The organism is Desulfopila aestuarii DSM 18488 (genome assembly GCF_900143695.1).
Taxonomy (GTDB): Bacteria; Desulfobacterota; Desulfobulbia; order Desulfobulbales; family Desulfocapsaceae; genus Desulfopila; species Desulfopila aestuarii.
Window position 1 is genome coordinate 114,108 of record NZ_FRFE01000001.1, and the last position, 12,922, is coordinate 127,029.

Below are 12,922 nucleotides of genomic sequence, written 5' to 3' on the forward strand. Positions count from 1 at the left end.
ACCGCCATGCTTGAGAAAACTGAAAAAACCATTGGCAGAATTGTCAACGGCATGGGTACTGTCCTGGCTGTCGCTCTCCTGTTGATGGTCTTGAACGTCGCCTATGATGTAATGATGCGCTACCTTTTCCGGGCCAGTTCAGTCGGCATGCAGGAAATGGAATGGCACCTTTTTTCCGTCATCATCCTCTTTGGCGTAGGCGTCGCCCTCCAGCACGAAGCGCATGTTCGGGTCGACTTCCTTTATGACCGTATGCTCCCCAAGACCAAAGCCTATATCAATATTATCGGCACCTTCTTCTTCCTCCTGCCTCTGGCGTTGCTTATCTTCTTTGGTTCCTTTGGTTTTGTCCATGACGCATATGTGATGAACGAGATCTCCGAAGACCCCGGCGGACTGCCCTACCGCTTTCTCATCAAGGGGATGATCCCGCTCTCATTCGCCTTTCTCATTTTCGCGGCGTTCGGCTATTTACTGCAAAACATCAACAACCTGAGGAAAGGATCATGACCGGCATAATCATGTTTTTAGCAGCACTCATCCTGCTTGCAGTGGGATACCCGGTAGCCTTCACCTTCGGTTCTGTGGCACTCTTTTTCGGCGCCATCGCCGCCGTGGTTGAACTGCTTCCCGATCCGACTCTCATTGAAGTAGCGGATGAGTTCTTTTCGATGTTTTCGATGATGCCCTTTCGCATCTACTCGATCATGAACAACACCATCCTGATGGCAGTGCCACTCTTTATCCTGATGGGGATTATCCTCCAGAAATCGCAGCTGGCGGAAAGACTGCTGGAATCGATGGGTATCCTTTTCGGTAAGGTACGCGGCGGTCTGGCCATCAGCACGGTTCTGGTGGGAACATTGCTTGCCGCCTCCACCGGCGTGGTGGGCGCTTCAGTTGTGGCCATGGGAGTCATCTCGCTGCCGGTCATGCTGAAGTATGGCTATTCCAAGAAGCTGGCCACCGGTACGATCTGCGCGGCCGGCACACTCGGCCAGATCATCCCACCCTCCATTGTCCTCATCATCTTGGGCGATGTTTTTCAGCTGCCCGTGGGTGACCTCTTTAAAGCTGCATTGGCCCCAGGCCTGGTGCTGGTGGGTTGCTATATCCTCTATATCGTGATCATCGCCCTGGTCGATAAGCGGGTTGCACCGCAAATCATTGTGCCGGAAGAGGAAAAGAAGGGCTCAGTAGGACGTGCGCTCACCGCCATTTTGCCACCATTGACCCTTATTGTTATGGTACTCGGCTCGATCTTCGCCGGCATCGCCACTCCGACCGAATCTGCCGCTGTCGGTGCTCTCGGTGCCATGGTACTGGCAGCAATGTACCGCAAGCTGACCAGGAAAATTGTCATGGACGCCTCGCTGGAAACGGTAAAGATCACCGCCATGGTATTTGCCATCCTGATCGGCGCCACCGCCTTTTCCATGGTCTTTGTCTACACCGGGGCAGATCTTCTTGTCGAGGAGTTCATGACCGGGTTGCCTGGTGAGAAATGGGGCTTTCTCATCCTTTCGATGGCCGCCATCATGCTGCTCGGCTTCTTCATCGATTTCATTGAGATCAGCTATATCGTAGTCCCCATCCTGCTGCCCATTTCGCAGGTCATCGGTATTGACCCGATGTGGTTTGCCATCCTCATCGCCATGAACCTGCAAACCTCATTTCTCACCCCGCCTTTTGGTTTTTCCCTCTTTTATTTGAAAGGGGTCTGCCCGCCGGAAGTCTCGACGGTGGACATCTATCGAGGCGTAGTGCCGTTCATCCTGATTCAGGTCCTGGTGCTGGCTTCGATTGTGATCATGCCGCACCTCTACGGGCTGTAAAAGAACCGGTCCCCGCCCGACATCCATCTGGGCGGGGATTTCGTTTCAAAACCGCCCTGCCTGTGGTAGGTTGCACGATCATCCCCCCTTTCCGGAGAAACGGCTCCCAAGAGGTACTGCATGGATCTGCTGACATTTTCTCTCAACAACATCTTTGCCCTGCTCCAGCAGATGTCCGTCTTTCTGGTCATCGCCTATTTGTTCACCAAATCGCCGTTTTTCAAGACTTTTCACATCCACACCCTCAACTGGCGCCAGCTACCGTTCCTCTATTGTATTTTCACCGTTTTCTCGATTCTCGGCACCTATTTCGGCCTGCCCATTAACGACGCCATCGCCAACACCCGCGCCATCGGTGCCGTTCTCGCCGGCATTATCGGTGGCCCGCTGCTAGGTGGCGCGGTCGGTTTCACCGCCGGGCTCCATCGCTTTTCTTTAGGGGGCTTTACCGCTTTTTCCTGTGGGCTCTCTACCACAACAGAAGGGCTACTCGGCGGACTGGTCCATATTCTGCTCGTGCGTCGCTACCAGCAGCACCGGCTACTTTGCCCCTGGGTCGCCTTTTTCACAACTCTTGTTGCCGAAATCACCCAGATGGTGATTATCCTCATCTTCGCCCAACCTTTTGACGATGCCCTGGCCCTGGTTCGCATTATCGCCCTGCCGATGATCCTTGCCAACTCGACCGGTGCAGCCATCTTCGTCTCTATCATCCGCGACCAGCGGAAAATGTATGACGAGTTGAGTGTGACCTTTTCCGCTAAGGCCCTCAAAATGGCGGAAAAGACCATAGCCATCCTCAGCCGCGGTTTTGATATGGAGACTGCACGTGAGGTTGCCTCGGTTATCCGGGAAGAAACGGGCGTGGGTGCGGTAGCTATCACCGATAAGGAGAAAGTCCTGGCATTTGTTGGTGAAGGAGACGATCATCATCTGGTGGGATACACGATCACCTCCTCGGAAACGCTGCAAGCCATCCGTGAAGACCGCATTGTCTACGCCGACGGCGGTGAAAAGAAGTGGCGGTGCAACCGTTCGGAAAATTGCCCGCTGGGCTCTGTCCTCTGTGTGCCGCTCCGGGTCGACAACGAACTGGTGGGCACCATCAACCTCTTCGAGCCGAAGAACAAACTTTTTCTCGTTACCAATAAAACCTTGGGCGAGGGAATAACCAAACTGCTCTCCGATCAGATTCTCTACTCCCGTTATGTCGAGCAAAAAACACTTCTGACCAGGGCCGAACTGAAACTCGCCCAGGCTCAGGTCAATCCCCATTTCCTTTTTAACGCGCTCAATACCATCATCGCCATCACCAGAAAGGATGCCGATCGGGCCCGCGATCTGCTGATGCACCTATCCAACTTCTTTCGGAAAAACCTGAAACGAACCGGCGATCTCGCCACCCTCGAAGAAGAACTCAACCATGTGCAGTCCTATCTGGTGATTGAAAAGGCCCGCTTCGAGGACAAGCTTCAGCTGGAGATTGACATCGACCCAACCCTTCTCTCACTCAAGCTGCCAGTTTTTACCCTCCAGCCCATCGTCGAGAACGCCATCAAGCACGGAATCTCCAATATGCTCGGTCAGGGGTTAGTGCGACTCTCCGCCAAGCGGGAGCCGGAATGTGTGCGTATTGTGGTTGAAGACAATGGCGGAAATTTTGAAGAGCGTGGAAAAAAGGGGCTGGGAATGAGCATTGTGGAAAAACGGATCAAGAATCTCTGCGGCGAGCAGCATGGAGTAACCATCTCCTTTGTGCCGCAGGAGCGAACCACTATTGAGATAACCCTACCAGCCAAAGGATGTAGCGAATGAAGATACGGGCGCTCATCATCGACGACGAACTCCATGCCCGGGAAGAAATGGAAGCGCTCCTCGGGGAAACCGGCGCAATTGACCTCCTAGGCTCCTGCGGAAACGGCATCGAGGCCTTACAACTCATCAACCGACTCCGTCCGGAAGTACTCTTTCTCGATATTCAGATGCCGGTGATAGACGGTTTTGAATTGCTTAACATGATCAACCAGGAGATAATGCCCCATGTGGTCTTCGTCACCGCCTATGACCAGTATTCCCTCAAGGCCTTTGAAGAAAAAACTCTCGATTACTTGTTAAAACCTGTCGACAGCAGACGGCTCACACTCACCATCGACAAACTCCGTAAGACCATCGGTGAAAACCGCCCGCCCAACTACGAGACCGAAGCAATCCGTCGAATTCCCTGCCTTCTCGGCAACCGTATCAAACTCATTCAGCTTGGAGATATCGAATATATCTCCACAGGCCCAGCCGGGGTCCATGCCGTGACAGCAACAGATGAATACTTTACAGAGGTGACGCTGAAGGTCCTGGAGGAACGCACTGCGCTGCTCCGCTGCCATAAGCAGTATCTGATCAATATCGATTCGATCAACGAGATCGTGCTGCTCGAAGCAGGTCTTGCCAAAATCCGTACACACTCGGGAAAATTCATTCCGGTGAGCAGGCGATATCTCAAGATCATCAAGAAAAAACTGCTGATCTGATTTATCCAAATCATAACCGCAAGCGGCTGATTGACTTTTCACCTTATACTATGCTTGGCAGACTATGGATCAGATTTTTATCATGAAATCATAATCCTACAACAGAAATATAATTATGGCTGGAATTGTTGAATTACAAGAACTGCTGCAATCCATGACCCCGGAAATACAACGTGGCGAGTATGTGTTTTGTACTGTCGAAGGCAATTATACCGATTATGTACACTTGAATCCGTTGGGCTGTTTTGTGGAATCAGAAGGTTTAACATTGATACTTCCGGTTGAAGCGGCAGAAAAAGCCCAATTACCATATGAAAGTACATTTAAACAAATTACCCTAACAGTTCATTCAAGTCTGGATGCAGTCGGGTTAACTGCCGCTGTTGCTGCAAAACTGGCCTCTTATGACATAAGTGCAAATGTTGTTGCTGCATATTATCACGACCATGTATTTGTACATTCAGAAAGAGCCAATGAAGCTCTATTGGCGTTGCAAGAGTTTGGCGCAGTATAAACAAGAGTTCAGTGTTATGATTTTTTTATGTCTTTTCAAGAACTTTTCCCCACTGGCAACTGCGAAATGAACGTACTTCCGCAGTCGATTTCCGATTCGACCCAAATCTTCCCCTCATAATGATTAACAATCTGTTTACATATTGCCAACCCCAGACCGGAACCTTTGGGAATTGAATCGGCAGGAAATTTATCTCCCCTAATCTGATAGAATTTTTTGAAAATATTTTCTCTTTCAGCTTCCGGGATTCCTGGTCCTGTATCGATTATCCGTATTTCAATATTATTATTCTGGCACGTCCCTGCTGTAATTCTGACACTTCCTGATTGGGAGAATTTCACCGCATTGCTCAACAAATTCATAATCACTTGCATCAATCTGTCGGGATCGCAGTATATACTCGGTATTCCTGGGCTATACTCTACCGTGATATCCAATTTCTTTTTTTTCGATTGTTGGCCCTTTATCACCTTCACGGCATGTTCTATAATATCAATTACATAAATGAGTTTATCGTTCCATTCCAAACATCCTGACTCAAACTTGGTAAGATCGAGAAAATTATTAACCAGTCTGATTAGCCGATCGCCTTCTTTTTGGATTACACGTAAACGGTCGAGAATCTTGTCTGATTGCTCCGCCAGAGTTGGATTATCTGTAGTCAATGGCTCAAAATACTTTTGAAAATCAATCTCCATGAGGCTGCTGTAACCCATTATTGCTGTCATAGGGGAACGCAGATCATGGGATGCTGTGGACATGAGCACTGACTTCAATTCGTCGAGTTCACGCAATCGGACATTAGCCAACTCCAATTCACTCGCTCTCTTTTTTTCTGTAATATCAACAAGAAAACCCTGATAGTAGGAGCCATCGTTGTTACCATTTTCTCCCCGGATGACTTTTGCCGACAACATTACCCATATCGTTTCTCCATTCAATTTTTTAAACTGTGTCTCAAATCCGGATATCTCCCCTCGCGTCTCAAGCAACCTCCGAAACACGTTTCGTTCTTCCGGGTTGGCATAAAGGAGTGCTGCGTCGCGGGTCGTTGCAATGAGATCATGAGGGGATGAGTACCCAAGAATTCTCGCCATAGAAGCATTCGTATTCAGTAGACGGCCATCAGGAGAACTCTGAAAAATCCCTTCTATGGCATTCTCAAAAATTGATCGGAATTTTTTTTCATTGGCCTTGAGGTTTTCATGCGCCTGTTCCAGTTCAGCCGTCTTTTCCTTGATTCGTTCTTCGAGATTTTTATTCAAATCCTCTAATTTGCACGCCAGAATCTTCCTGTTTTCCATCTCCTCTTCAAGGCGCAGAACAGCTTTGATTCGTGCTTCGACGATCGGCAATCTGAAAGGTTTGATGATGTAGTCAACAGCACCAAGACGAAAGCCGGTTGTCTCGTCTGTTTCCTGTCCCTGCGCAGTGATGAAAATCACAGGTATATCACGGGATCTATCGCGCTCCTTGAGAATGGCGCAGACTTCATATCCACTCATACCCGGCATTATGACATCCAGTAGGATCAGATCAGGCCTGTTGGGGGAGAACACGATATCTAAGGCTTTTTCTCCGTTTGTTGCAAAAAGGATTTCGTATTGTGACTCGAGATTTTCTATGAGAATATGGATGTTTTCGGGTTGATCGTCAACCACCAGAATCCTTTTTAACGATTTGTTCTGACTCATTAATCCGACTCCTGTAATCGTACACCGAGTTGGTTTGCCAATTGGGATACGATCAATATCGCCCTGTCCGAATCCAGCATATACACCGCCTTTTCCAGTGAATCCATATGTCGCTGATATTGCTTAAAGCCCTTCATGGTCTTTTGCAAAGCGAAAAAAGAATGACGCGCTCGTGAGCTGTTGTTGCGGAGATGCACGTCCAACTCACATAGTATCGGTGTAACAGCGGCAAGATCCACCAACGTATCGTTACCATTCGTTCCAACATCTGAAGTGTCGGATAGTTCATGAGAAAAAACGTTTTGTAAAGATTGGATAGCGCGATTCAATTCGCCGACAAATGTTTCAGCTAAAGTTTGCAGGTCCCCGTGATCTTTTTTTCTCAACATGTCATTAAACGCTGACGATGCCTGAAAAAGCGCCTGGGCACCAATGTTCCCGGAAACACCCTTGATGGAATGGGAGAAGAATTCCAACTCCTTATAATTGTGGCTTTCGAGGTGTTGAGGGAGCGCAGCGGCTGTTTTTTCAAATGTCATGAGAGAGGCTTTCAGGATTTTTCTATACATCCCCGTATTGCCCATAACCTGCCCCATGCCTGCAACCAGGTCAAAACCGGGAATTTGTTCAGGCATATTCTCCCAGGCAGATTCCGCGTGCGCGTCAGAAGGACGGGCGGTGGACCGCTCAGATCTTTGAGACGTTATCCATTGTACCAAAACTGTAGACAAGACTCTTTCATCAATCGGTTTTGAAAGATAGTCGTTCATTCCGGCTTTCAAACATTTTTCCCGGTCGCCCTTTAGCGCGTGGGCAGTCATGGCAATAATAGGCAATTCACTGTGTTTAAATGTTTTTCGGATAATTCTCGTGGCCTCATATCCATCCATGACTGGCATCTGGACATCCATGATCACAAGGTCAAAGGTTGAGGCGGAATGGAGAATCATTTCGACAGCGGCTTGACCATTATCAGCAACCGCCACATCGAGACCAAGCTGCTTTAGCATGGCAACAGCCACCTCCTGATTCGCCCTGTTGTCTTCTACTAAAAGGACTCTGGCACCCTGAACCTTGCTACTGTCAATGTCGGTCAGGCCATCACCTTCAGTAGTAAGTTTTGGTACTATTGCTTCATGCTGCCCGAAAACTTCCATGATCGAGTTAAAGAGTTCAGACGAATTCACCGGTTTTATCAGGTAGCGATCTATACCTGTTTGTCCACCCAAGAGCTTTGCCGGCAGATGCATATCTTCTCCACCATATGCAGTGATGATGATAATCTTGGGCTGATTGATGCTGAGTCGAGGATTTGAGAGGATGGTATCGGATATAATCAAACTGGTTCTTTCAGGACTATTTGCATCAATAAGAACCAGGCGAAAAAAATGGTTTGAGGCAGCCTCTTCAAGGGCTTTAACGCCATCCTGCAAGGAGGCCACAGCAGTCACAGAAAAATCGAAGCTTTGAAGCATTTCTGTCAGGATTTCACGACCGGTAGCTTGTGGATTAACCAGCAAGACATTCATACCGGTCAGGCATGACGGACTTTTCAATGAATAATGACGTTGTTCCACAGCATAGACGAGGGGCAAATAGATTTTAAATGTCGTCCCCTTCTCGACCTCGCTTTCCACCTGAATGCGACCATTCATCAGGGCCACTAGCCGATGACAAATAGACAGCCCCAGACCTGTTCCGCCAAATTTTCTGGTAACAGTTCCGTCTGCCTGGGTAAACGGGTCAAACAGCGTGTTGAGTTTTTCCTCAGGTATGCCCATTCCTGTATCTGTAACGGATAAAAGAAGTTCCGCCTTGTCAGGCAGAGCAAGCTGATCTCCATCACTCTTTGAAGCCCTTACGACAATCTCACCTTGCGAGGTGAATTTTATGGCATTTGAAATCAAATTGATCAGGATTTGACCGACACGAAAAGCATCACCTATCAGGAGCAACGGAACATCTCTTTCTATGATGTAGAACAGCTCAATTCCTTTTTCGGCGACCTTTTCCCTGAAAAGGTTGGCCACCCTGTCTATGACATGGTTGAGCATGAACTCGCTATTCTCCAATTCCAGTTTTCCGGCCTCTATCTTGGAAAAATCGAGAATATCATTGATAAGACTGAGCAAGAGAAGAGAAGAATCTCGAACCCTTGAAAGATAACCTTTCTGCATCATCGTGAGATCTGTTTTCAACGTCAGATTGGTCAGGCCGATGATGGCATTCATCGGAGTCCTGATTTCATGACTCATGTTGGCAAGAAACTCACTTTTCGTGCGGCTGGCTTCATCTGCCAGGGTTTTTGCCATTTTCAGCTCATGAATGGCATTATCATACTCGGCAACAGTCTCTTTGAGTATATTACTCAGGATTTCGGACTTCCTTTCCGCGCTGACAAGCTGGTTTTGCAGTCGTTTGATTTCTTGTTCAGTATTTTCTGACATAACGAGGTACTTGCTTTAACCCAACAAGGTTAGTGTAACGGTTTCATTAAGAAAACATGATTGTTTTTGTCTTCCTGCCGGAGCATACTCGCCATAGGTATAAAAACCGATAAGAGGTACCTCGTATCCTGCAATTTGACGTATTTCAGCTATTTCCTCCCCGATCCTTGACCCTAAAACAATTTTTCTGGCCATGCAGCTATAGATAAAAATGACCTTGGGGGAGATATCTGGATATTTTTTTTTCCAATCAGTTACAGCATCTTCAGCTGCTTTTCTGGCTGCCCCAATCACATCATCTTCGTTGCCCATGGTCATCTTCACCTGAGCCCCTTGGGGTACATCACCTGCAAAAATAATGGAGTTAGCCTTTCGATCAACACCCATAGTCGCACGGCAAAGAAAATAGTCCTCATCCTCTTCCTCGCCGGGCTCCAGCAGGCCAAGCGGATACTCCACACCCACAGCAGGCAGTTGAGAGGCATATTTACCAAGGAATTTCTCATATACTTGAAGCGCCGGCTGCCCATCCAGCTCATACACCACATTGTCCTCGGATTTTGTCACACATTTGGGAGTCCCGACCGGAAACCAGCCACAACCGATACCGGTGCTGAAGGACAAATCCCCTGTAATGCCGACCGCTACAACACTATCGGTATAAACTGCACCATTGTGATATTGGTTGGTCTGGGAAAAAAATCCTCGATCCCCTGATGTTCCGCCGGCAATGATGACGTCTTTACCGAGAACAGAGTGAATTCCTTCAACGATCTTCATCGCATTGCCGGTCAGACCATCGGAAAAAATCTGCAGATACCGTGGATTGACGTGTTGAAAAGCTTCACCAATTTTCACTCCAGCAAGGTAGGAGTCTTCTGATAGCGATGTTGTTACTGCAGTATGAAATTGCGTTGTATCAGCTGTCAGTGCCAGAACAACAACGGACTTTTCGCTTAAGCCTGAAGATGAAATCTCGCCATCCGTGGTACAGCCGATAAGCGGAATTCCCGCAGCAACAGAACTTATGCCCTCAAGTAATTGTTGCTGATCATAGCCTATATCAGCGAAGACCCATAACATGCCAGGCCTGTCAACGACCTGCTTCATGACCTGCCGGGTAACCTCTCTACCCGCTTCGAACGAATCTGTTTCCGTGCTAACAGCGCTGAATGCCTTCATTCAAGAAATTCCTTGTCTTGTCAGATAACTGTCCACCTCCTAAAGATTACCAGGTTCTCTAACGAAAGATAGAGATTTCACTCTGTCTTTCGTTAGAGCTGGCTTCTTACGTGGATAGAACACTTAACTGTCATACACCTGCAGGTATACCAGTGTCTGGTTCAACAGCTGATACGCGATTTCACCAAAGGTGATCGGTCCGACAAATGGCGCAGTGCTTTTGCCTTCGAGACCGGAATAGAGGTAATTAAGAATGCAATTACAGGAAAAAACCACGCTTTCATCCGACAATCCAATTTTTTGCAATTGCGTAGTAAAAGCTGAGGCATAGTCCTCAACAGCCTTGGCATGTTTATATCGAACCCCGCTGAAGACAGGTGCATAAAACGCCACCTCACCGGTATTCTGATCAACATTCTGGAAGCTGATATTGACCAATGCTCCATAATAATCAGCAACCAGAGGGAGTTTTGTGTCAAGCTTGTTCCGTTCAATATACGCGGCGAAATTTTCCTTTACCCCATTAACGTTAACATCAGTGCATGAAAAGCCATCATCGGGGAAGGTCAAGGTATCACCGGCGCTTTGTTCGAAAATATTCACAATACCGACATCAATAACCTTTCCCGGTGGCAAGGTGACATGCATGACAATGGCGGCTTTTTCAAGAACCTCACCCGACTCGCCATTTACAACTTTGGGTGAAATCTTACCGAGGTCATCAAGATGTACACCTGAAATCCAGCCTATCAGGGGTCGTGCACCAAAATCTTTATAATTCGGGGCATTGATAGCAAAAGTACTGTGTACCTCGCTCATTGCCGGAATAATGATAAAGCTGAAACCGCTTTCTCCTCCGTCACAATAGACCTGACCCAATTGATTCTGATCGTAGGCCTGTATCTCTACTTTTGAGGCCATTGCCGATATGTCGGTAACAAAAATCTTATCCTTTGACACCATGCCACCTTGCTCAGGTGAAATGAAATAAGGAATCGTGCCCCCAATCCACTTGCCTTTTGGTAGTTGACCGAGGAGTGCTTCATCCCCGGCAAGTAAAAGTGTTTTGCCTTCTGAAATGAATTTCGCGACTTCGGCTGAAGTCAAAATGTCCTGTTGCATAATGTCTCCTTATCCGAAGATGGTTTTGAGATCGGTTTGGACTGTGGGAGCCGCACTATTCTTTTCAAATAGAGCGTGTAGGTTATTTATAGCATCATTAATGTTTGCCGGCGAAGGGTCGGCACTGACAGTACGTACGGCGCGACCGAGAAAAATTTTTGCCGCCAGAAATTTCAGTTCATAGGTCTTTTTCCCGGTTACGATATCTTTCCATTGTGGTTTATTTTTTGGGGGAACATCCATGAGAACATACCTCCATGATGGCTGGAAAATATCTGCACTTGAGTGCGATATTCCCTCAAGTACAATATTGAAATACTATAGAGCTGCCTCGTAAATGCTAGCAACCTCTGCATCCTTGAGTTGTGTTGGGTTCGTCAGACCACAGGCGTCTTTTTGGGCATTTCCGGTCATTATGGCGATGTCCTCTTTTCTGACATTTTTGCCATAGCGCTTACCAAGTTCGATCAGCCCGGCGGGTATACCGATGTCAGTGGATAATTGTTTGATGGCATCCAGACACTTCTCGGCAGCGGCTCGCATGGAAAGACCTTCAACATTTTCGCCGAGGAACCTGGCCATATCAACGAAACGCTCCAGTTTAGCGTTCATGTTGGCGCGTTGTACATGGGGAAGGAGAATAGCGTTGCATTCGCCGTGGGGCAGATCATAAAAGCCACCAAGTTGGTGCGCCATGGCGTGAACATGGCCAAGGCTTGCATTGTTGAATGCCATGCCGGCCAGGTATTGGGCGTAACACATACCATCGCGTGCCTCAAGATCAGTGCCGTTCGCAACTGCTTTACGCAGGAACCGGGCGATCAATTCCATAGCCTTCTGGGCACAGGCATCGGTCATGGGTGTAGCAATAGTGGATACGTAGGCCTCAACAGCGTGAGTAAGGGCATCCATACCTGTAGCCGCAGTCAGTGCCGGCGGCATGCCAACCATCAAGAGCGGGTCATCTATGGCGATACCGGGAGTTACACGCCAATCAACAATGGCCATTTTTACTTTTCGTGAAGTGTCGGTGATAATACAGAATCGAGTCATTTCCGAGGCAGTCCCAGCGGTGGTATTGACTGCCAGGTAAGGTGGCATCGGCTTGCTGGACTTATCTACACCTTCAAAGTCGTGGATCTTGCCACCATTCGCGACGACAAGGCCAATTCCCTTACCACAGTCATGGGAGCTACCACCCCCAAGAGAAATGAGGGAATCACATTTATTCTTGGTATAGACCTCAACACCGGCGTGGACGTTGTTATCAGTCGGATTGGGAATTGTATCGTCATACACCTCATATTTCATTTTCGCAGCATCTAGCAGCTCCGTAATCTGCTTGGTAATACCGCAACCAGTAATCCCTTTGTCAGTGACTATTAATGGTTTTTTTCCACCAAGTGCCTTGATTTTATTCGGTATCTCTTTTGCTGCACCAATACCGATAAGCGTGACACTGGGAATAAAAAAGCCATAGACCATCTCTTGAATAGCCATGATGAACCTCTCATTTTGAATTGTAGGGTTACTTGCATGGACAGAGCTGGAAGTTCCTTTACAATCTCAGTGAAATTGTTGCAAAGAACGGAACATTCCTTGT

At 47.9% G+C, this 12,922-nt stretch carries 11 protein-coding genes and 1 pseudogene; 5 read left to right on the forward strand and 7 right to left on the reverse strand.

Going from position 1 to position 12,922, the window contains the following annotated elements; genetic code table 11:
- Positions 1 to 6 precede the first annotated feature (6 nt).
- The 5 genes from BUF15_RS00445 to BUF15_RS00465 all read left to right on the forward strand — a co-directional run bounded on the left by BUF15_RS00445 (position 7) and on the right by BUF15_RS00465 (position 4,874).
- Complete coding sequence (locus BUF15_RS00445; protein WP_073611471.1) at positions 7 to 510, forward strand: TRAP transporter small permease subunit; 504 nt, start codon at positions 7 to 9, stop codon at positions 508 to 510.
- Entirely contained in the window at positions 507 to 1,835 is a 1,329-nt protein-coding gene (locus BUF15_RS00450) for a TRAP transporter large permease (protein ID WP_073611472.1), read from the forward strand. Before BUF15_RS00445 ends, BUF15_RS00450 begins: the two co-directional genes overlap by 4 nt.
- 120 nt (positions 1,836 to 1,955) lie before the next feature.
- Complete coding sequence (locus BUF15_RS00455) at positions 1,956 to 3,650, forward strand: sensor histidine kinase (RefSeq protein ID WP_073611473.1); 1,695 nt, start codon at positions 1,956 to 1,958, stop codon at positions 3,648 to 3,650.
- Positions 3,647 to 4,360: a two-component system response regulator BtsR gene (gene btsR, locus BUF15_RS00460; RefSeq protein WP_073611474.1), complete on the forward strand. Its 714-nt coding sequence runs from the start codon at positions 3,647 to 3,649 to the stop codon at positions 4,358 to 4,360. The genes BUF15_RS00455 and btsR overlap by 4 nt, the downstream gene beginning before the upstream one ends.
- 115 nt (positions 4,361 to 4,475) lie before the next feature.
- The gene (locus BUF15_RS00465; RefSeq protein WP_073611475.1) at positions 4,476 to 4,874 is read left to right on the forward strand and encodes an ACT domain-containing protein; all 399 of its coding nucleotides are present in this window, start codon (positions 4,476 to 4,478) and stop codon (positions 4,872 to 4,874) included.
- Between the two features lie 35 nt (positions 4,875 to 4,909).
- Here BUF15_RS00465 and BUF15_RS00470 read toward each other — a convergent pair whose 3' ends face one another.
- The 7 genes and pseudogenes from BUF15_RS00470 to BUF15_RS00495 all read right to left on the reverse strand — a co-directional run bounded on the left by BUF15_RS00470 (position 4,910) and on the right by BUF15_RS00495 (position 12,819).
- Positions 4,910 to 6,178 (reverse strand): PAS domain-containing sensor histidine kinase, encoded by a 1,269-nt coding sequence (locus tag BUF15_RS00470; protein ID WP_234981070.1) that lies wholly within the window; start codon positions 6,176 to 6,178, stop codon positions 4,910 to 4,912.
- A gap of 48 nt (positions 6,179 to 6,226) precedes the next feature.
- Positions 6,227 to 6,568, reverse strand: a pseudogene (locus BUF15_RS28265) (response regulator); the annotation flags it as partial.
- Positions 6,568 to 9,015, reverse strand: a complete 2,448-nt coding sequence (locus BUF15_RS00475) for a hybrid sensor histidine kinase/response regulator (RefSeq protein ID WP_073611477.1) — start codon at positions 9,013 to 9,015, stop codon at positions 6,568 to 6,570. The gene BUF15_RS00475 and the pseudogene BUF15_RS28265, both read right to left, overlap by 1 nt.
- Before the next feature lie 15 nt (positions 9,016 to 9,030).
- Positions 9,031 to 10,197 (reverse strand): FIST signal transduction protein, encoded by a 1,167-nt coding sequence (locus BUF15_RS00480; protein ID WP_073611478.1) that lies wholly within the window; start codon positions 10,195 to 10,197, stop codon positions 9,031 to 9,033.
- 123 nt (positions 10,198 to 10,320) lie between these two features.
- Positions 10,321 to 11,319, reverse strand: a complete 999-nt coding sequence (locus tag BUF15_RS00485; RefSeq protein ID WP_073611479.1) for a DUF6976 family protein — start codon at positions 11,317 to 11,319, stop codon at positions 10,321 to 10,323.
- A gap of 9 nt (positions 11,320 to 11,328) precedes the next feature.
- On the reverse strand, positions 11,329 to 11,562 hold the full coding sequence (locus BUF15_RS00490) for a hypothetical protein (RefSeq protein ID WP_073611480.1): 234 nt from the start codon (positions 11,560 to 11,562) through the stop codon (positions 11,329 to 11,331).
- A gap of 75 nt (positions 11,563 to 11,637) precedes the next feature.
- Positions 11,638 to 12,819: an iron-containing alcohol dehydrogenase gene (locus BUF15_RS00495; protein WP_073611481.1), complete on the reverse strand. Its 1,182-nt coding sequence runs from the start codon at positions 12,817 to 12,819 to the stop codon at positions 11,638 to 11,640.
- Positions 12,820 to 12,922 lie beyond the last annotated feature (103 nt).